Consider the following 20243-nt stretch of genomic DNA (forward strand, 5'->3'; position numbering starts at 1 on the left):
CCCCCCCAGGGTGACACTCTTCGATTGCTCCTGTGCAGTCCCGACGGGCCCACCGAGCACCCGTTCATCCTAACTGCGTCCTGGAATACTGCTCGATGGGGATATTTGCCCATCGCCGAGGTCAGGCTCGCCAGCACCCCGAGATGTGGTCGTCGACCATCCCGCCCGACTGCATCAGCGCGTACATCGTGGTCGGCCCGACGAAGCGGAATCCGCGACGGCGCAGCTCTGTGCTCAGCGCGGTCGATTCCGGCGTGACCGCCGGGACGTCGGCGAAGGATGCCGGGCGATCGCCCGCGGCCGTCGGAGCGAACGACCACATGAGCGCGTCGAACTCGCCCTCGGCCATGCCCCGGACGATGCGGGCGTTGCCGATGGTCGCCTCGATCTTCGCGCGGTTGCGGACGATGCCGGCATCGCCCATCAGACGCTCGACGTCGGACTCGTCGAACTCCGCGACGACCCCGGGCTCGAATCCTGCGAACACCTCGCGGAACCGCGGTCGCTTGCGCAGGATCGTGATCCACGAGAGCCCCGCCTGGAAGCCCTCGAGCGCCATCTTCTCGAACAGCGCACGATCGCCGTGCAGGGGCGTGCCCCACTCCTCGTCGTGATAGCGGCGGTACTCGTCGTCGTCGCCCACCCAGGCGCAGCGGTCGCGGGCGTCGGGGCCCGTGAGAAGAGAGGTCATCCGCTCAGGCTAGCCGCGGTGACCGACACCGCCTTCAACCGAACGTGGCCGCGTCGATCACGAACCGGTACCGCACGTCCGACGCCAGCACGCGCTCATAGGCCGCGTTGATGTCGGAGGCGGGGATGGTCTCGATCTCGGCGGCGATGCCGTGCTCTGCACAGAAGTCGAGCATCTCCTGAGTCTCGCGGATGCCGCCGATGTTGCTGCCGGCGAGCGAGCGGCGTCCGCCGATCAGCGACATCACGCCGACCTCGAGGGGCTCGCCGGGAGCACCGACGCACACCATGGCTCCGCCGACGTCGAGCAGGCTCAGGTACGAGCGCAGATCGATCACGGCACTCACCGTGTTGAGGATCACGTCGAACGACGACCGCAGGTCGCGGAAGGTCTCGCGGTCGCTCGTGGCGCGATAGTGGTCGGCACCGAGACGCAGACCGTCGTCCTTCTTGCTCAGGGTCTGCGAGAGCACGGTCACCTCGGCGCCGAGCGCGTGCGCGATCTGCACGCCCATGTGCCCGAGTCCGCCGAGACCGACGACCGCGACACGAGTGCCGGGTCCGACGTTCCAGTGCCGCAGCGGCGAGTAGGTCGTGATGCCGGCGCACAGCAGGGGTGCAGCGACATCCAGCGCCAGAGCATCGGGGATGCGCAGGACGAAGGCCTCGGTCACGACGACCTGCTCGGAGTACCCGCCCTGGGTGACGGTGCCGTCACGGTCGGTGCTGCCATAAGTGAGCACGGCCCCCTGTGTGCAGAACTGCTCCTCGTCGCGCAGGCAGTTGCGGCACTCGCCGCACGAATTCACCAGGCATCCGACGCCGACGCGGTCGCCCACCGCGTGCCGGGTGACGTCCGCGCCGACTGCCGCCACCGTGCCGGTGATCTCATGCCCGGGAGCGAGCGGATACTGCTGCGGACCCCAGTCGCCGCGCACGGTGTGGATATCGGAGTGGCAGATCCCGGCGAAGGCGACGTCGATCAGCACGTCGAGTGGGCCGAGCTCGCGCCGTTCGATCACGGTCTTCTCGAGCGGGGCCGCTTCACGGGGTGCGGCATAGGCGTTCACGGCAGACATCTCGGACTCCTCGGATCGGGTACCTGCCGAGACTACCCAGCCTCGGATGGGAATCGGCCATCCGCGCGGATCGGCGATTGTCAAGGCCGGGGGCGCTCCGCTCGGCCGCGTCTAGACTCGCGCCATGACCACCACCGACGACACGATCTCCGAGTACCTCACCCGCTACGCGGACAGCCTCACCGCGTTCGATGCCGAGACCGCGGCGGGGCTGTGGTCGACGCCGGGGACGATCGTGAACGACCGCTCCTCTGGTGTGCTGGAATCCCGCGACGCCATGATCGACGGTCTGCGGCAGTCCTATCCGATCTACCAGCGACTGGGGCTGGCCTCCGTCGGATTCGAGCTGCGCGAGCGCCGCGATCTCTCCGACCGTCTCGTGCTCGTCCGGGTGCGGTGGCTGTTCTTCGATGCCGGCGGCGCGCAGCTGACCGACACCGACAGCTACTACCTCCTGCGCGACGAAGACGCGGTGGGGCTGCAGGCATGCGTGTGCGTCGAGACCGATGCCGCCGAGAAGCTCCAGGCGCTGGCCGCCGCGCGCGGCGTGGACCTCACCACGGCGCCCTGAGAACGACACCCGACACAGGAATCCCGCCTCGATCGTGAAGACGGGGCGGGATTCCTGGACCATGAACCGCGGGCGGGGTCAGCGCTGCTTCTTCTTCAGCGCCTTCTCCTGGATCGGCGCCCGGCCGGTCGCCGCGAGGTCGGCGTAGTACGCACGGGCCTCATCCTGACGCTGCTTCTCCAGACCGCTCGCGATGGGGGCACGCACGTGCTCGGGCTCGTAGCCGAACGCGTTCACGAGGTCGAGCGCATACGGGCGCAGGCGGGTGCACAGGCGATCGATATAGCTCGACACGGCCGCGGCGCGCTGCGTCGACAGGCGTCCGTTGATGAGGTGCCAGGCGAGATGCTTCTCGATGAGCTGCAGACCGAACAGGTCACGCAGCCAGGTGAGCACCTTCTTCGTGTCCTCGTCGTCGATCTGGTGCACGGCGTCGGTGAACGCCTCCCACTGCAGCAGTTCGCCGTGCGCGCGGGCCGCCTCGATGAGCTCTGCCTGGTTCTCGTTGAACAGGCGGGCTCCGAGTGCCTTATCCTTCGCGCCGGGGCGCAGACGCGAGGCGATGTCGGCCACCATCTGCTGCACACGGCCCGCGAGCAGGTCATGCTGCTGCTCCTCGCGCAGGCCCCGTTCGACCGAGCGGCTCACCTGTCCGAAGTCGGAGACGGCCTGACCGAGCTGACGCAGGCCGGCGCCGTGGAACAGCTTGCCCGCCGTCATCCCGACAGCGAACTTCGCGAGCGCCGCCGCATCCTTGCCCTGGAACTGCTTGGCGTAGTCGGTGAGCAGACGCTTGCCGACGAGCTGCAGCAGCACGTTGTTGTCGCCCTCGAACGTCACGTAGATATCGAGGTCGGCGCGCAGACCCACCAGACGGTTCTCGAACATGAACCCGGCGCCGCCGGTGGCCTCACGGGCCTCCTGCAGCGTGTCGAGCGCATGCCACGTCGACAGCGGCTTGAGAGCCGCAGCCAGCGTCTCGAGGTCTTCGCGGTCGGCCGGGGTGTCGGTGCGACCGGAGAAGACGCCGTCGAACTTCTGCAGGAACTCGTCGTGCGCGAAGATCTGCGCGTACGTGGTGGCCAGACGCGGGAGCAGACGGCGCTGGTGCTTGCCGTAGTCCATGAGCACGACCTCCTGCCCGTCCGCGCCGTCGAACTGGCGGCGCTGGGTGGCATAGGTGATCGCGATGTGCAGGCCGAGAGCCGAGGCCCAGGACGCCGCGCCGTCGAGCGACACGCGCCCCTGCACGAGGGTGCCGAGCATGGTGAAGAAGCGGCGGCCGGGGCTGTCGATCGCGCTGGAGTACGTGCCGTCGGCCGCGACATCGCCGTAGCGGTTGAGGAGGTTGGTGCGTGGGATGCGCACGTGGTCGAACGAGAGGCGCCCGTTGTCGATACCGTTGAGCCCACCCTTGAGGCCGTCGTCCTCGCGGCCGATGCCGGGAAGATCGACGCCGTCGTCGCCGCGCAGCGGCACGTAGAAGCAGTGCACGCCGTGGTTCACGCCGTTCGTGATCAGCTGCGCGAACACGGTCGCCGCGACCCCGTGCAGGGCCGCGTTTCCGAGGTACTCCTTCGTCGCCCCGCGGAACGGGGTGTTGATGACGAACTCCTCCGTCTCGGGGTCGTAGGTCGCGGTCGTTCCGACGGCCGCGACGTCGGAGCCGTGACCGATCTCGGTCATCGCGAAGGCGCCGGGGATGGAGAGGTCCATCACCCCGGGGAGCCACTTCGCGTGGTGCGACTCGGTGCCGAGCTGCAGGATCGCCGAGCCGAAGAGCCCCCACTGCACGCCCGACTTGATCTGCAGGCTGGGGTCGGCCACCACGAGCTCCTCGAAGCCGGCGATGTTGGCGCCGTTGTTCTCCTCGCCGCCGAGCGACTTGGGGAACGCGCGGTGCACGGCCTTGTTCTCGACCAGCAGGTGCAGTTGGCTGAGCACGCGCTCGCGGTGTTCGTCCTTGCCGAGCTCATCCTTGCGCCAGAACGCCGAGTCCTTGATCATCTCGCGGGCCTGGCGGCGCACGTCACCCCACGTGCCCATCAGGGCGTCGTTGACGCGGGCGACATCCAGGCGCAGGTGCGCATCCGCGGTGTCGGTGGAGGGGCGAGTCGTCTTCGGACGGACGGCGGCGTCGACCATGAGCGTTCCTCTCAGAGGGAAGTGGGAATACTGCCATGGTAGGTCTGCCACAACCACGGGCGAAGTGCTCTGTCCACTTCCTCCAACAGCCGGCGGGCACATCTCCCCGCCGCGTTGTCGTCAGACCACAGTCCGCGCCTGCGCCTCCGCGTCGGGGCTCACCGTTCGCGGCGTCGTCGGCTGCCGCTCGACCCCGGCCTCCCGCCAGCGCCGTCTCGTCCCCGCACTCAACCGCCCCCAGGTCCGGTCACGGATGAAGATCGCATCGATCGCGATCATCGTGAGCGAGAACCACGGCAGTCCCATGAGCACCGCGATGCCGATGTGGAAGGAGAGGATGCCGAGCAGGCCGATCAGCCGCGTCGGACGAGTCAACAGCATGAGGGGGAAGGCGACCTGCAGGATGATCGACCCCCAGCTCGCGATCGTGACCATCGGCCCCCAGGCGGTGACGAGGTCGCTGAGCACCGGCCAGGTACCGAACCGTGCCGTCTGCAGCGGGTTGTAGATCGCGTACCCCTCTTCCCACGGGGCACCCCCCGCCTTGTACAGCGCCCCCGAGGCGTACACGAAGCACACCTGCGCGGTGAGGGCGACGAGGGCGAGGTTGTGGAACATGGTTCCCAGCAGCGCCGGCTGGCTGTTCGGGGCGAACCACTCCCCCGACTTCGCCCGACGCCTCGCGTCCAGCGACCACCGGGCCGCGGGGTCGGCGAAGAACAGCAGCAGCAGGGCGATGCGGAACATGTTGTCGCCCTGATCGCCGACCATGTCGTTGGCCTCGATGAAGCCCACCCAGAGGCAGAAGAAGATCGGGAGCACGATCCGGAACCGCCACCCCAGGACGAACAGCACCGCGAGCACTCCGAGGAGGAGGTAGAGCGCCGTGTACAGCACGTCGTTGCCCATCGCGGCATGGAAGGCGCTGAACACCCAGATCTTCGGGAACTCGCTCACCGGCTCGGCGAGCTCGCCGTTCCAGGCCGATCCGGATCCGAACGTGTAGAGGCGGGTGCTGAAGTTCGAGGCCAGCAGGCCGATGGCGGTGACGCCGAAGAGGATACGTGTGACCGCGAGCCCGTAGAGTGCCTTCTTGCTGTTGAAGAGCCAGTCGCCGACGAAAGCAGAGATGCGGTCGATCGCCGAGAGCACCATCGCCCAGAGCCCGCCGATCATCGACGAGGCGAACGTCAGCAGCCGAGTGAGGAACGACCGCGGGGGCACAGTGCTCGCAGGAGCGGGCGCGGGTTCACGAGGAGGAGCGGGAGGCGTGGACACCGGCGCCGGCGCGGTCGTCGTGCTCCGGGGCAGGGCTTCCTTCTTCGTCACGTCCTGCTTCGCGCCGGGCTTCCGCGGCGCAGTCCTCGTCGGCGCGCTCACGGCTGGATCCTCTCGAACTGGGCGCGGAAGGTGTCCGCGAAGTTCTCACGGCTCTGCCCTTCCTCTTCTATGGGAAGTCTCCATCCGGTGGTCGAGAACGTCGGATCGGGCCGCTGTGCGCTCGGATCGTTGCGATCCTCGTACGGGACCACGTTCTGACGACTCACGCGGTACTGCACTTTGACCACGGCATCCGCACCCCAGATCGCATAGGCCACCTGGGTCGCGTACGCGGTGGAGAGGTGCTCTTCGGCCATGTACGCCTCCGTCGACGGGTTGTCGCCCTCGAGCTTCTCGAACGAGCGCACCATCCACTCCTCCCCGTCGTCCTTCGCGAAGTCAAGACCGACCACGGCCTGCTGATCGGCGTTCAGCTTGTTGTAGGCGTTCATCTGTCCACTCGCCACCTCGCTGGACTGGATACCGGCGCGGGGCGGGAAGAGGTTGTAGCGGATCATCGACAGCTCGACGTCGGTGGCGCTGACCCAGCCGGTCTCGACCTGCTCGCCGTCCTTCTCGATGACGGCACGGACGTTGAAGTGGTAGTCGCCGTTGATCGGCTCCGGCGCGAAGACGCTCCAGGACTGTCCGAACATCGGCAGCATGTACCCGGCCAGCACCTCCTGCGTGGGGATCTCCCGCAGGGCGGAGTACGGCGCGATCCACAGGAAGGACGCCCCGATATGCCACAACGTCAGGAGGCAGGCGGCGAAGGCGATGAGCTTCACCCACCAGGTCGGACGCGGACGCACCACGGCCGTGTCACCCGACGCGGACACGTCGGTCTCCAGTGAGGACTCGAGTTTCGTGCTCATTCACTTCCCTCCGTACCGCCGAGGGTCGGGACCGCCGTGGGGAAACGGTCCCGACCACTCAGCGTTCCTGCATCGCGATCACTCCGTCTGCACCCGGGGCCGTCGGGATCTCGCGAGTCTCATCGCCCCCAGGCCGAGCATGAGGAGCAGTGCGGCCAGAGCGATCCATCCGCCCTGGACCTGTCCGCCTGTCGTGGCCAGACCCGACGCCACCACCTGGAACGAGGCCGATACGCTGCCGGACGTCGCTCCGGTCAGCGTCACGGTGTGGGTTCCGAGATCGGTGTCGGTGGGAACGGTCCAGGTGAAGGTGACCGTGCCCTGCGCGTTCGCGACCTGGGTTCCCAGCGCCACGGGGGCGGAGGTCATGACACCCGTCACCGTCTCGCCGGGCCTGAAGCCCGTGCCGACCGCGGTCTGTTGCTTGCCACGCTCCAGCACCGGGGACTTGAGCGCGATGGCGATGTTCCCGGTCGGGTCGGCCGCCGCGTCCGCCGAGGCGCTGGCGGTGGCATCGGCGGATGCCGCAGCCGTGGCTTCGGCCGAGGCGTCAGCTGCAGCCGATGCCGATGCCGTGGCCGACGACGAGGCGTTCGCCGCCGCTGCCGCCGAGGCGTTCGGATCCGCATCGGCCGAAGCCGAGGCATCCGCCGCGCTGGTGGAGGTCGCGTCGTTCTGCGCTGCCGCCTGAGCCGCTGCCGCCGCAGAGGCATTCGCCGCTGTGGTGGCCGTGGTCGAGGCATCCGTGGAGGCATCGGTGGTCGCCGCCGCCTGGGCCGCGGCGTTGGCCGACACATCCGCCGCAGCGGATGCCTGGCTGGTCGCGTCTGCGAGTGCCGCAGCCACTGCCGCTGCTTCCGCCGAGGCGTTGCTGTCGTCGTCGGCCTGCGCAGAGGCCGACGCCGACGCGGAGGCGTTGGTGTTGATCTCCGCCGATGCGTCCGCCGAGGCGACCGCATCCGAAGACGCATCGGTCGAGGCGTTCGCGATGGCTGCCGCGCTCGCGTTCGACGCCGCGCTCGTACTCGCATCCGACGTGGCCGATGTGTCGGCCGCGGTGTTCGTCGTGGCGTCGGCCAGCGCTGCCGCCTGGGCGGCGATCGCCGCGCCGGCGTTCGCCTCCGAGGTGGCATCCGCCGTCGCCGCCGTGGACGAGGTCGCGGTCGCCGCTGCCTCCGATGCCGCTTCCGCCGCCGGGTCGGCCGCAGCCGATCCCTCCGCCGTGGCGTCGGCGAAGGCCGCCGCCTGCGCGGACGCTTCGGCGACCGCGGCGGTAGTGGCATCGGCGTTGGCCGAAGCGGATGCCGAGGCTGTCGCGTTCGTGTTCGCCGAAGCCTCAGACGATGCGTCCGTGGACGAATCCGTGGTCGCTGCCGATTCCGACGAGGCCGAGGAGTTCGACTCCGCCGCCGTCGATGCCGCCGCGTTGGCATCATCCGAGGCGTCCGCTTGCGCGGCCGCCTGCGCCGCGACGGCCGCCGAGGCGTTGGCCGCGGAGGTCACATCCGTGGTCGCGGTGGTCGAGGCATCGGTCGTCGCCGCGGCCTGAGCCGCCGACGTGGCATCAGCCGTCGCTGCCGCCGAGGCGGCGGAAGTGGCATCCGCGAGGGCAGCGGCTTCCGCAGCGGCCTGAGCCGACGGGTCACCGTCTGCCGTCGCGTCAGCCGAGGCGGACGCCGAGGCTGCCGCGTTCGTGTTGACGTCGCCCGGATCGCCCGCAGTCACCTCGGTGGTGTCCGATCCGGTGACCGCACCCGCGGTCGCCGTGAGCGTGTAGCCCGTTCCCGGCGTGGTGCCGGCCGGAACCGGATAACTCGCCGTGAAGGCACCGGAGGCATCCGTGGTCGCGGTCACCGGACCGCCGACGTCGGCGCCGCCGCCCGGAGCCGTCAGCTGCAACGACACCGAGGAGCTCACCGGCCACCCGGAACCGGTGACGGCCAGGTTCGTGCCCGCGGGGACCTGCGCCGCCGCATCCACCACGACCGGAGCCGCTGTGACCTCCGTCGTGTCGGTCGCCGTCTGCGCGCCCACCGAAGCCGTGACCGTGTAGCCGGTCCCTGCGGGTGTGCCGGCCGGAACCGGGTAGTCGAGTGCGAAGCCGCCGAGAGCACCGGTCGTGGCGGTTCGAGGCGTGCCGATGGCCGCACCGCCGGGAGCGGTCAGCTGCACCGACACCTCGGTGTCGACCGGCCAGTTCGTCCCGGTGACAGGCAGATCGCTGCCGGCCTGCACGGTCGCCGCCGCGTCGATCGCGGCCGCCGCCGTCACCTCGGTGGTGTCGATCGCGGTCTGGGTGCCGACGGTCGCCGTCACGGTATAGCCCGCGCCGGGGGTCGCAGAGGCCGGCACCGGGTAGTCGAGCGTGAAGCCGCCCGTGCCGTCGGTGGTCACCGTCTCCGGACCGCCGACGTTCGCACCACCGCCGGGAGCGGTCAGCTGCACCGACACCTGCGTGTTCGCCGGCCAATTCGTCCCCGTGACCGGAAGCGACGTTCCTGCCTGCACCGTCGCCGCTGCGTCGACGGCCGCCGCGGCCGTGACCTCGGTGGTGTCGGTCGCGGTCTGGGTGCCGACGGTCGCCGTCACGGTGTAGCCCGCTCCGGGAGTCGCAGAGGCCGGCACCGGATAGTCCAGCGTGAAGCCGCCGGACACATCCGTCGTCACCGTCTCCGGACCGCCGACGTTCCCGCCGCCGGGAGCCGTCAACTGCACCGACACCTGCGTGTTCGCCGGCCAGTTCGCTCCGGTGACCGGAAGCGACGTCCCTGCCTGCACGGTCGCCGCCGCGTCGACGGTCGCCGCCGCCGTCACCTCGGTGGTGTCGATCGCGGTGACCGCTCCTGCCGTCCCGGTCACGGTGTACGCCGCGCCCGGCGCCGCAGACGCGGGAACCGGGTAGTCGAGCGTGATCTCGCCGGATGCGTTGGAGGTCGCCGTGACCGGCCCGCCGACGTTCGCGCCCCCGCCGGGAGCCGTCAGCTGCACCGACACCTGCGTGTTCGCAGGCCAGTTCGTGCCGGTGATGGGAAGGCTCGTGCCCGCCTGGACGGTCGCGGCTGCGTCGATCGACGCGACCGGCGCAGCCGTCACCTCGGTGGTGTCGGTCGCCGTCTGGGCGCCGACCGATGCCGTGACCTCGTATCCGGTCGCCGCCGGCGTTCCCGCCGGGACGGGATAGGCCAGCGTGAACGTGCCGGAGCCGTCGGTGGTCACGAGTTCGGGACCACCGATGTTCGCACCGCCGCCGGGAGCCCGCAGCTGCACCGACACCTGGGTGTTCGCGGGCCAGTTGGTTCCCGAGACACCGAGATTCGTGCCCGCCTGCACCGCGGGTGCCGCGTCGATGGCTGCCGCAGCAGTGACCTCGGTGGTGTCCGTCGCCGTGCTGGTGCCGTCGGTCGCCGTCACGATGTAGCCGGTGCCCGGCGGCGTCGCCACCGGAATCCCGTACGCGAAGGTGAAGGCGCCGTTGGCATCGGTCGTGACCGGCAACGGGTCGTTGACGATGCCGCCGCCGGCGGTGGTCACCTGGATGGTGACCTGCGTGTTCGCAGGCCATCCCGAGCCCGTCACAGGGAGGTTGGTTCCCGCCTGGACCGTGGCGGCCGCGTCGATCGCGGGGACGGCCGCCGCCGCGGCCTTCACCGTCGACGATCCGAGGTCGAGCGAGACTCCGCCACCGACGGCGGGGAGCAGATTCACGCCGAGCGCGCGCACGGTGAAGCTCCCTCCGGGGATGTCTCCTGTCGCCGGCTGCTCGTTGATGGTGATGGTCGCGACCTGCGACAGCACGCCCTGCAGAACGGGATCGAGCGTCGAGAGCACCGGTCCGGTGATCGCGGCGAGCGCGGGCTGCACGAGCGGGATCACGCTGTTCAGCGCGGTGTTCACGAGCGGACCCGTCGTGGTGGCGACCGCATTCGTGACGGCAGCGACCACCGGGTTCAAGAGGACGCCGATGTTGAGACCGGCGAGGCTGATGTCGGTCGCGACCACGGGAACCGGCGTCGCGGTGCCGGCGAACTGCGCCAGCGAGCCCTTGACCGTCACATCCCCCGACACCAGTGGCGTTCCGGTGAGCGGCACCGTGAGATCGACCCCGACGGTCAGCGTCACCTGGAGCGCGTCCAACGTCGACTTCAGGATGGTGGAGACCTTGCCGTTCAAGCTGTTCGGGTGGGTACCGGTGAGGGCGGAGGTGATGCCCTGCTGGATCGCGGAGATCGTCGTGGCCGACAGCACCGGGGTGTTCGCCGGCAGGGAGTTGAGGTCGGCCCCCGCCCCGGTCTCGACGAGGATCTTGGCGAGATCGACGGACACCGTCCCGGTGTTCAGATCGACCAGCACCGAGCCCGTCGTGTTCTCCACCGGTGTCTGCAGCACCTGCGTGGTCACGGTCTGTCCGACGGTGTCGAGTCCGGCGATCACGACCGTTCCTCCGGTCGCGGTGAACGCCGCGACGAGCGGCACGTCGGGAATCGCATTGATCGTGTTGACGATGGTCGTGGTGAGTGCGGTCAGCGCTCCGCCGGGGCCGGCGAGATCGCTCACGGGGGTGACGGTGCCCTGGATCGCGGAGGCGAGTGTGCCCGAGAGACCGGCGACCAGGTTGCTGTGCAGATCGAGGTTCAGGTCGGCGATGCGGTACTGGGAGGTGACCGTTCCGGCGTTGGATTCGGCACGCGATGCGAGTGCGCCGATGCCGACCGACGCCTGGTCGAGCACCGCGTCGGTGAGTCCGGCGACGGCGAGTTGGTCGAACAGATCGGTGAGTTCGAGGGTGCCGGGGTTCACGCTGCCGTCGATGGCACCGGTGTCGATGGCGCCACCCGAGGTGATGGTCCCGGATGAGGCGATCGACTGCGTCTGGGTCGGCGACGAGCTGAAGCTCTGCGCTGCGCCCAGATCGCCGAGTCGCAGCAGACCGGGCGTCCCGGGGGTGCCGTCGGTCAGGAGCGGCACGTTCAGCGTGCCCACGTCGATGTTCAGCGCCTCCAGCAGCCCGACGTCCAGCCCGCCGAGCTCAGAGCCGGGGGCCGCCGGGTTGCTCGTCAGCGTGTGTCCGAGCGCCGCGATGTCGAGGCCGCCGAGCAGGGCGGCGGGCAGCTGGATGATCTGCCCCTGCGCGACAGACGGATCATTCGGATTCGCCGCGTCCAGCGCATTCGCCGCCGTCGGCACCAGTGCACTCGCGAGGATCACCGCGCCGACGGTGACGCCGGCGATGCCTCCTCCTACCGCTCTGCGTCGCCGCAGAGTCCTCTCCTGCAATTCCATTCGCTACTCCCGTGTGATGCGATCTTCCGCGTCACATGGCCCCCCCACGGGTCGACTTCTGTCGGCCGAGCGATGTTGCGCTCATTCTTACGGGATCCCGAATGAGAAGTCCAGCATTCGTCCAGAAATCGTCCGGTGAACGTCTTCGCGCGAGACATTTCGAAACGTGGTGACCGTGCAGCGACGGGATGCTCCCGGCGAGAGGATGCCGGGACGCCGAACCGCCCCGCATGCCGAAGCTTGCGGGGCGGTCTTCCGGACGGTGCGACCGGACTAGAGCGAGAGCCCGTGACCGAACCGGAACAGCGGATCGGCGGTGTCGAACGGCACATCGGGACGGGAGGCTTCGACAGCGTCCATCGACCGCGGCAGGTCGAACGGCAGCCTGCCCTGGGCGGGGAACGCGGCGCTGAGCACGTCGAGGAGCGCGGCGCTCGAGGCCCCCCAGTTCACGGTCACCGCGGCCGCGGCCTCGACGATCGGGGTGAGGATCGGCGGACGATCCGCGAGCACGTCGACGACGGTCGGCACGACGGCGGCGACCGCGCGGACGTGCGCGACCACATCGTCCGAGAACGCGAGAGAGCCCGCGTGGAAGAAGTTCTCGAACATCGTCTCGCGCTCTTCGAACGGAGCCTGCAGGCGGATGACGGCCAGGTCGGCTTCCTCCGGCGTCGTGACGATCTCCCCGAACGATGCAGCGACCGTCGCGTCGACGCCCTCGACGTAGAGCTTGCGGCCGGGGGCCAACGGCAGGGCACCGTCGTTCATGAGCACCGTGATCGAGGCGCGCTGGGCGGCCTCCCCCGCGGCTCGGAAATCGGCTCGCCCGACGATCTCGTCGGCCGCGTCCTCGTCGACGTACGGGTTCTCGAACAGCCCGAGCTCGAACTTCTCGCGCAGGATGCGGCGAGCCGAGACGTCGAGTCGCTCCTCGGTCACCTCACCGTCGGCGATGAGCTCGAGCAGCAGCTCCGGGTTCGCTTCGCCGCCGAACTGGTCGGCTCCGGCCTCCAGCACCTTCTTCATGCGCTCGCGCGGCGTGAGATCCTCCACGCCCCAGGCACGTGCGGGGAAGGGCTGACCGAAGATCTCGGAGTCGCTGATCAGGCCCCAGTCGGTGCACACGAGACCGTCGAAGCCGTAGCGCTCACGCAGCAGGCCGGTGATCACGGACTTGTTGAACCCGAATCCCACCTCCTCGTACTCCGTGCCGACGGGCATCCCGTAGTACGGCATCATCTGCCGGGTCCCCGCGGCGAGCGCGTCTTCGAACGGCTTCAGGTGAAGCTCGAACTCGCCGCCAGGATAGACCTGCTCGCGGCCGTAGGGGAAGTGCGGGTCCTCGCCGTCCTTCTGCGGACCGCCTCCGGGGAAGTGCTTCGTCATGGTCGACACCGATCCGGGCCCGAAGGACTCCCCCTGGAACCCGCGGATGTAGGCGGCGCCGAGCTTTCCCGACAGTTCCGCGTCTTCGCCGAAGGTCGCCGTCTGCCGCGCCCACCGCGGCTCGGTCGCGAGGTCGACCTGCGGGTGCAGGGCCACGCGCAGCCCGACCGCCGTGTACTCCTGTCGGGCGATGTCGGCGAAGCGCTCGACGAGCGCCTCGTCACGGGTGGCGGCGAGGCCGAGGGTCTCGGGCCATTGCGAGAAGGGGCCGGCGAGGATCGATGCACCAGGGTTCTCGCTGAACGAGTGCCGCGGGTCGGTGGACAGCGTCACCGGGATGCCGAGGCGCGTGGATGCCGCCAGCCGCTGCAGCGCATTCTGCCATGCGGCGATCTCGCGGCCGGTGGGCGCGGCGCCGAGCAGGTTGAAATGCGTCATCCGCTTGGTCTCGAGGAACTCGCGGGCCGACGGGGTCGCGAAGATCGGGTTGGGCTCTTCGAGGTCGCCGATCGCGATCATCGTGTGGAAGAAGAGCCCGGCCTTCTCCTCGATCGTCATGGCGTCGAGCAGCAGCTGCACCCGTTCGTCGACGGGGAGATCGGTGTCGAGCCACGGGCGTGCGGTGATGGTCTCTGTCATGGTCACTTGACTCCCTTGATGCGGTAGACGAGAACGGCGCCGGCCAGCGCGACGACCGCGCCGAACAGGTACCAGGTGGTGTAGCCGCCGAGCGGTGTGGCTGCACCGATGGCGATGATGCCGGGGGCGATGGCCGGGGCGATCGACTGCGGCAGGGCGTTGGCGATGTTCAGCACACCGAGGTCCTTGGCCACGTCGTCGGGGTTGGGCAGCACCTCGGTCGCGAGGGCCAGGTCGACCGAGAGGAAGGACCCGGCGCCCAGACCGATGATCGCCTGCGCGATGATGACGGTCGTGACGTCGGGAGCGATGGCGAGGATGACGAGGCCCACCACCATGATCACGCCGGCGATCGCGACGAACGGTCGACGCTTGCCGATCTTGTCGGAGAGGAATCCGCCCAGCGGCGAGGAGATCGCCATCGCCGCCATCGAGGCGAGGTTGGCGGCCAGGATGATGCCGACCGCGCCCTGCTCGTCGAGACCGAACTTGGTGACGAGGTAGAGCGGCAGGAAGGTGGCGATACCGGCGTAGCCGAACATCACGAAGAACTTGGTGAGCCAGGTCCAGCCGAAGTCGGGGTGCTTGCGGGGGTTGAACACGAACGAGCCGAAGAACATGCCGACCGTGAACTTCTCGGCCGGCTTCTCGGTGAGGCGACGGTCCTTGAGGGTCACGACGAACACGATCACGAGGATCAGGGCGATCACGCCGGGCACCACGAAGCGCTCGAAGTCGCCGGGGAGGAAGTTCACGAGGAAGCTGCCGGCGAGGATGCCGATCGGGGTCGTGATGCCGATGATGCCGGAGACCTTGCCTCGGCTGGTGACCGGCACCTGATCGGGCAGCGTGGCGTTGGCCGCGGCCAGCACGGCGTTCATCGCGGTCTGCACGAGGCACCAGGCGAGCAGGACCATCCACACGGAGGTCGCCGAGCCGATGAGGAGGAAGCCGCCGAGCCCGACGATCGCGCCGCCGAGGATCCACGGACGACGCATGCCCCAGCGCGAGGTGGTGCGGTCGGAGAGTCGACCGACGAGGGGGTTCGCGATCAGGGCGAAGATCGCGCCCACGCCCATCACTAGTCCGAGGCTGCCCTCGGTGTTCACGGGGTCGATGTGCTGGATCTTGAATGCCATCGACACCATGACCGGGGTGAGCAGGGCGAGGTAGACGCCGAAGTTCACGGCGGCGAGGCCCGGCGTGAAGCCGCGCGGGGTCTTCGGCGGCGTGGTTCCGGGGGCCTTGAACCCGGTGGTGCCGACCGCGGCCGCCGTGGCGGCGGATGACAGCTCTGTCATGACAGTCCTTTCGATTCACCGCACGTCTTCGGGCGATGCGGTCTGGGATGACGATACACCAATCTCGACCGTCTGGTAACTGAAACCAGACCGATTGGTAATGAGCGAGGATAGGATGTGGAAGGAGGATGCGATGACGACGACAGCGACCGGCTCCCGGCACGCGCGCGCTGCCGCCACGCGCCAGCGGATCCTCACCGCCGCACATGACCTGTTCGTCACGCGCGGCTACCGGTCGACGTCTCTGCGCGATATCGCCACCGCGGCCTCCGTCAGCCATCCAGGGCTCCTCGGCCATTTCGCCTCGAAGGACGACCTGCTCGGCGAAGTGGTCGCCGAGCTCGAAGCCGAGAACGAGACCGTGTTCAGCGCGATCTCGGCCGCCTCCGAGCCGGGCGAGCTGGTCTTCGCCGGCATCGCCGAGCGGAACGCGCGCACCGCGGGCTACCTCGAGCTGTTCGCCGCGCTCACGGGCGAAGCCTCTGCTCCCGGACACCCTGCGCACGAGCGGATGCGCGCCCGGTACTGCCGTCTCCGCTCTCTGAGCGTCGACGTCCTGGAAGACGCGAAGCACCACGGTGTCATCGCGGCCGATCGCGATGTCGACGGGGAGACGGTGCGACACACCGCCGGATGGGACGGGCTGCAGCTGCTGTCGCAGTATCTGCCTGATCGGGTCGACGTGGTGGAGATGCTCGAGGAGCGGGAGAACCTCTGGGCACTGCCGCTCGGGTGGCGGGACCCCGACGACGAGCCCTCGTCGGACACCTCTGACCCGGCGGGGCCCCTTCCCGCACTGCGCACGACCGCTGCAGCCGACGTCGATCCCGGCTATGCGGTCGGCCGCCGTCGTCGCGCGCAGATCCTCGCCGATGCGACCCGCCTGTTCGCCCGCGACGGCTACGGCGACACCAGCTTGCAGGACATCGCGACCGCGGTCGGGGTGTCGAAGTCGACGCTGCTGCACCACTACCCGTCGAAGGAACTGCTGCTCAGCGCCGTCCTGACCGAACGCGACAGCGCCATCAACCAGAACCAGGGGTTCGCCGGCGCCGCGTCAGCGGGCGAGCTGCTGCGCGGCATCCCCGACGGTGCCGCGCTCAGCGCGCAGGAGGAACCCGGTCTGATCGAGGTGTATGCGGTGTTGTCGTGCGAGGCCGTGCCTGCCGCCCACCCCGCGCATGACTACTTCGCGATGCGGTTCGCGAACGCCCTCGACTACTTCACCGAGCTCTTCCGCCTCGCCCGGATCGACGGCGATCTGCCGGCGCATCGAGACCCCGAGCACGAGGCCACGTGGCTCATCGCGATGTGGGACGGGCTGCAGTACCAGTGGCTGTACGACAGGGAGCGGCTCGACATCGCCACCCACCTGCGCGCACATCTCGACGACGTGCTGCCTCCGCGCTGAGCGCGCGCGGAGTCGGGCGGTGATGGTCAGGGCTCAGATCAGGCCGCGGCGATGACCGCGAGAACACCCTCGCCGTACGCCTCGCGTTTCTTCGCACCGATACCGGTGATCCCGTCGAGGTCGGCGAGGGAGGCAGGACGATGCTCCGCGAGCGCGCGCAGGGTCGCGTCCCCGAACACGATGTAGGCGGGGACGCCCTGCTCGCGAGCGGTCTCGGCCCGCCAGGTGCGCAGCGCCTCGAACAGACCCCGGTCTCCGGCGTCCAGGGCATCGGCGGCACTGGCTTTGCGAGCCCGACCGGACGAGGTCGGACGCCCGATCGTGTCCTTGCGCAGCGGTACAGCCGTCTCGCCGCGCAGCACTCCGGCGGCCTGCTCTCCGGGAGCGAGGGTGCCGTAGTCGCCCTGCGCGACCAGGATGCCACGGGCGAGGAGCTGCCGGACGACGCTGCGCCAGTCCTGATCGGAGAGGTCGTTGCCGATGCCGTAGGTCGCGAGCTTCTCGTGTCCCTGCTGCCGGATGCGCTCGGTCGAGGCGCCGCGGAGGATGTCGATCAGGTGGCCGGCACCGAACGCCTGATTGCGCTCACGCTTCAGCCGCACGATCGTCGAGAGCAGCTTCTGCGCGGGCACGAGCCCGTCGAACGTCTCGGTGTTCTCGAGGCACGTGTCGCAGTTGCCACAGGGCTGCGATTCCTGACCGAAGTACCCCAGCAGGTTCTGCCGGCGGCACTCCACGGTCTCGCACAGCGCGAGCATCGCGTCGAGGTGCTGGCCCATCCGCATCTTGAACGTGCGGTCGCCGGGGCTCTGGTCGATGAGCCGGCGCTGCTGCACGACGTCGCCCAGACCGTACGCCATCCACGCCACAGAGGGCTCGCCGTCGCGGCCGGCGCGACCGGTCTCCTGGTAGTAGCCCTCGACCGACTTCGGCAGATCGATGTGCGCGACGAAGCGCACGTCGGGCTTGTCGATGCCCATGCCGAACGCGATGGTCGCGACCATGACCACGCCGTCTTCACGGAGGAAGCGCGCCTGGTTGGCCGCCCGCACCTCGGCGGGCAGACCCGCGTGGTACGGCAGCGCATCGAACCCCTGGGCGGCGAGAGAGGTCGCCGTCTGCTCGACCGATTTGCGGCTGAGCGCGTAGACGATCCCTGCCGCGCCTTCCGGCTGCGAGCGGATGAACTGGACGAGCTGCTTGCGCGGATCGACCTTCGGCACGATGCGGTACTGGATGTTCGGGCGGTCGAAGCTCGCGACGAAGTGGGCGGCGCCCTCGAGGTGCAGCCGCTCGGTGATCTCCTTGTGCGTCGCCGCGGTCGCCGTCGCCGTGAGCGCCATGCGCGGCACCCCGGGGAACCGCTCCCCCAGGTCGCCGAGAGCCAGGTAGTCGGGACGGAAGTCATGCCCCCACTGCGACACGCAGTGGGCCTCGTCGATCGCGATGACGCTGAGCGATCCGCGCTGCAGCAGCGCGGTGGTCTGTGCGTTCGAGAGGCGCTCCGGGGCGACGTAGATCAGGTCGAGCTCGCCGGCGACGTAGGCCCGCTCGACCTCGCGACGCTCGTCGATCGCCTGGGTGGAGTTGAGGTAGGCGGCCTTCACACCGTTGGCCCGCAGGGCATCGACCTGGTCGTGCATGAGCGCGATGAGCGGGCTGATCACGAGGCCCGTGCCCTCACGGACGAGGGCGGGCACCTGGTAGGTGATGCTCTTTCCGCCACCGGTCGGCATCAACACGACGGCGTCTCCGCCGGCGATGACCTGCTCGACGATCGCCGCCTGGTCGCCACGGAACTCGTCGTAGCCGAAGACGGTGTGCAGAGCCTCGCGCGCGGTCGCGTACCGGCTCGGCGTCGCGCGACGAGCGGCCGGAGCCGCGGATGCGGGGGCCACCGGCGTGACCGGCCCCTGACCCCAGTCGAGCGGCGGCTCGTAGCCCGCCCCCTGCGGCTCCCAGTCCATCGGCTCGGGCGGGGCGGACGACTCCCAACCGTCGTCGTAGGGCTCGTCGGCGTACGGCAGGTCCGCGTACGGGTCACGGGGAGTCTGCGGCATCCCTCCAGCGTAACGACCCCCGCCGACGCGGGAGGCGTGTCCTCCACACCCTCGAGCGCCCGGCTGCCGAAACCCAGGCCACCCGCCTCCCCCACGGAGTGTCGCACACCGACGCGCCGGTGCGGCAGCAGACGGCCGGGGTTTTCGCCGGGCCCGACCGCGCACGCGGGGCGTAGGTTGGAGGCATCCGTTCGAAGGAGCAGCCGATGACCGCCATCACCGTGACCCGCAACGACGACGAATCGCGGTACGAGATCCGTTCCGACGACGTGCTCGCCGGCTTCGCCGCTTACGACCTGCGCCCCGGATCCATCCGCTTCATCCACACCGAGGTCGACCCGGCGTTCCAAGGCCAGGGGCTGGCCGGGAAGCTCGCTGCCGAGGCGCTGGCGGATGCGGCAGGACGCGGTGACGCGATCGTGCCGCTGTGCCCGTACATCGCCAAGTACCTCGAGACGCACGAGGTGGCCGGTGCCGAGATCCGCTGGCCGAAGACCCCCTCTGCACCTGTGGGAACCGCGGGTGAGGACCCGACGGGCCGCGCCGAATGATCGGGCAGCACCGCCTCATCCTCGAGCCCCGTGAGGTGCCGCTCGGCGGGGTGCGCGGCATGAACGTGCTGCGCGCGCTACCGCACCGCAACCTGCCCACGATCGGCGCCTGGTGCTTCCTCGACCGGTTCGGACCGGCTGACACGAAGATGCGGGTCGAGCCGCACCCGCACATCGGTCTGCAGACCGTGACCTGGCCGCTCGTCGGAGAGATCCGTCACCGCGACTCGCTCGGCAGCGACGCCGACCTGCGTCGCGGGCAGCTGAACCTGATGACCGCGGGCAACGGGATCTCGCACTCGGAGTACTCGATCGGCGAGGATCCCGTCCCCCTCGATGCGCTGCAGTTCTGGGTGGTGCTCCCGGATGCGGCCCGCCACGGCGCTGCCGGGTTCGAACGGCACACCGCACTGCCCGCACTCACCGTCTCGGCCGACGAGGGAGCGGATGCCGAAGCCACCGTCGTGCTCGGCGAGTTCGCCGGCGTGCGCTCACCCGCCACGGTGCACACCCCGATCGTCGGGGCCGAGATCGTGCTCGCTCCCGGCTCGCGTGTGTATCTGCCGCTGCGCTCCGACTGGGAGCACGCCCTCATGCTCGTCGAGGGAGACGCCGTGGTGGCCTCGCATCCGCTCGATCGCAACAACCTGCTCTACCTCGGCGACTCCCGCGACAACGTCGAGGTGTCGAGCACCGAGGGCGCCCTGTTGTTCCTGTTGGGTGGTGAGCCGTTCGAGGACGACATCGTGATGTGGTGGAACTTCGCCGGCCGCTCGCATGACGAGATCGTCGAGGCGCGCGAAGAGTGGGAAGCGGAGTCCGTGACGGGAGCGGCATCCCCCCGCTTCGGCGCGGTCGACGGTCACGACGTGCGCATCCCCGCTCCGCCGCTCCCTGACGTGCGGCTCATGCCGCGCAGCCGGAAACTCTGA

At 69.5% G+C, this 20243-nt stretch carries 13 protein-coding genes; 4 read left to right on the plus strand and 9 right to left on the minus strand.

From position 1 onward, the window contains the following. Positions 1-121 precede the first annotated feature (121 nt). Both MicroSTF_RS17570 and MicroSTF_RS17575 read right to left on the minus strand, forming a co-directional pair. On the minus strand, positions 122-691 hold the full coding sequence (locus tag MicroSTF_RS17570; RefSeq protein ID WP_029266518.1) for a DNA-3-methyladenine glycosylase I: 570 nt from the start codon (positions 689-691) through the stop codon (positions 122-124). A gap of 34 nt (positions 692-725) precedes the next feature. Continuing rightward, entirely contained in the window at positions 726-1769 is a 1044-nt protein-coding gene (locus tag MicroSTF_RS17575) for an NAD(P)-dependent alcohol dehydrogenase (RefSeq protein WP_167254845.1), read from the minus strand. A 124-nt stretch (positions 1770-1893) separates the two neighbouring features. Between MicroSTF_RS17575 and MicroSTF_RS17580 the strand changes: the two genes are divergently transcribed. Continuing rightward, complete coding sequence (locus MicroSTF_RS17580; RefSeq protein WP_322957442.1) at positions 1894-2340, plus strand: hypothetical protein; 447 nt, start codon at positions 1894-1896, stop codon at positions 2338-2340. 78 nt (positions 2341-2418) lie between these two features. On the opposite strand, the gene MicroSTF_RS17585 is transcribed toward MicroSTF_RS17580, so the two are convergent. The 6 genes from MicroSTF_RS17585 to MicroSTF_RS17610 form a co-directional block, all read right to left on the minus strand. Further along, positions 2419-4485: an acyl-CoA dehydrogenase gene (locus MicroSTF_RS17585; RefSeq protein ID WP_029266513.1), complete on the minus strand. Its 2067-nt coding sequence runs from the start codon at positions 4483-4485 to the stop codon at positions 2419-2421. Between the two features lie 120 nt (positions 4486-4605). Beyond that, entirely contained in the window at positions 4606-5865 is a 1260-nt protein-coding gene (locus tag MicroSTF_RS17590; protein WP_322957446.1) for an HTTM domain-containing protein, read from the minus strand. Next, positions 5862-6680: a DUF5819 family protein gene (locus MicroSTF_RS17595; protein ID WP_322957448.1), complete on the minus strand. Its 819-nt coding sequence runs from the start codon at positions 6678-6680 to the stop codon at positions 5862-5864. Before MicroSTF_RS17595 ends, MicroSTF_RS17590 begins: the two co-directional genes overlap by 4 nt. Before the next feature lie 78 nt (positions 6681-6758). Continuing rightward, the gene (locus MicroSTF_RS17600) at positions 6759-11960 is read right to left on the minus strand and encodes a choice-of-anchor G family protein (RefSeq protein ID WP_322957450.1); all 5202 of its coding nucleotides are present in this window, start codon (positions 11958-11960) and stop codon (positions 6759-6761) included. Positions 11961-12233: 273 nt separating this feature from the next. Further along, positions 12234-13988, minus strand: a complete 1755-nt coding sequence (locus MicroSTF_RS17605; protein ID WP_322957452.1) for a glycoside hydrolase family 3 protein — start codon at positions 13986-13988, stop codon at positions 12234-12236. A 2-nt stretch (positions 13989-13990) separates the two neighbouring features. Next, positions 13991-15289 (minus strand): MFS transporter, encoded by a 1299-nt coding sequence (locus MicroSTF_RS17610; protein WP_322957454.1) that lies wholly within the window; start codon positions 15287-15289, stop codon positions 13991-13993. Positions 15290-15422: 133 nt separating this feature from the next. Between MicroSTF_RS17610 and MicroSTF_RS17615 the strand changes: the two genes are divergently transcribed. Beyond that, positions 15423-16700, plus strand: coding sequence for a TetR/AcrR family transcriptional regulator (locus tag MicroSTF_RS17615; RefSeq protein ID WP_322957456.1), 1278 nt, complete (start codon positions 15423-15425; stop codon positions 16698-16700). 38 nt (positions 16701-16738) lie between these two features. On the opposite strand, the gene recQ is transcribed toward MicroSTF_RS17615, so the two are convergent. Continuing rightward, positions 16739-18760: a DNA helicase RecQ gene (gene recQ / locus MicroSTF_RS17620; RefSeq protein ID WP_322957458.1), complete on the minus strand. Its 2022-nt coding sequence runs from the start codon at positions 18758-18760 to the stop codon at positions 16739-16741. A gap of 206 nt (positions 18761-18966) precedes the next feature. Here recQ and MicroSTF_RS17625 point away from each other — a divergent pair, with 206 nt between their 5' ends. Together MicroSTF_RS17625 and MicroSTF_RS17630 are read left to right on the plus strand one after the other, a co-directional pair. Beyond that, positions 18967-19311, plus strand: a complete 345-nt coding sequence (locus MicroSTF_RS17625) for a GNAT family N-acetyltransferase (RefSeq protein ID WP_322957459.1) — start codon at positions 18967-18969, stop codon at positions 19309-19311. After that, on the plus strand, positions 19308-20243 hold the full coding sequence (locus MicroSTF_RS17630; protein ID WP_322957461.1) for a pirin family protein: 936 nt from the start codon (positions 19308-19310) through the stop codon (positions 20241-20243). Before MicroSTF_RS17625 ends, MicroSTF_RS17630 begins: the two co-directional genes overlap by 4 nt.

Origin of the sequence: Microbacterium sp. STF-2 (genome assembly GCF_034650155.1) — a bacterium.
Lineage (GTDB): Bacteria > Actinomycetota > Actinomycetes > Actinomycetales > Microbacteriaceae > Microbacterium > Microbacterium maritypicum_A.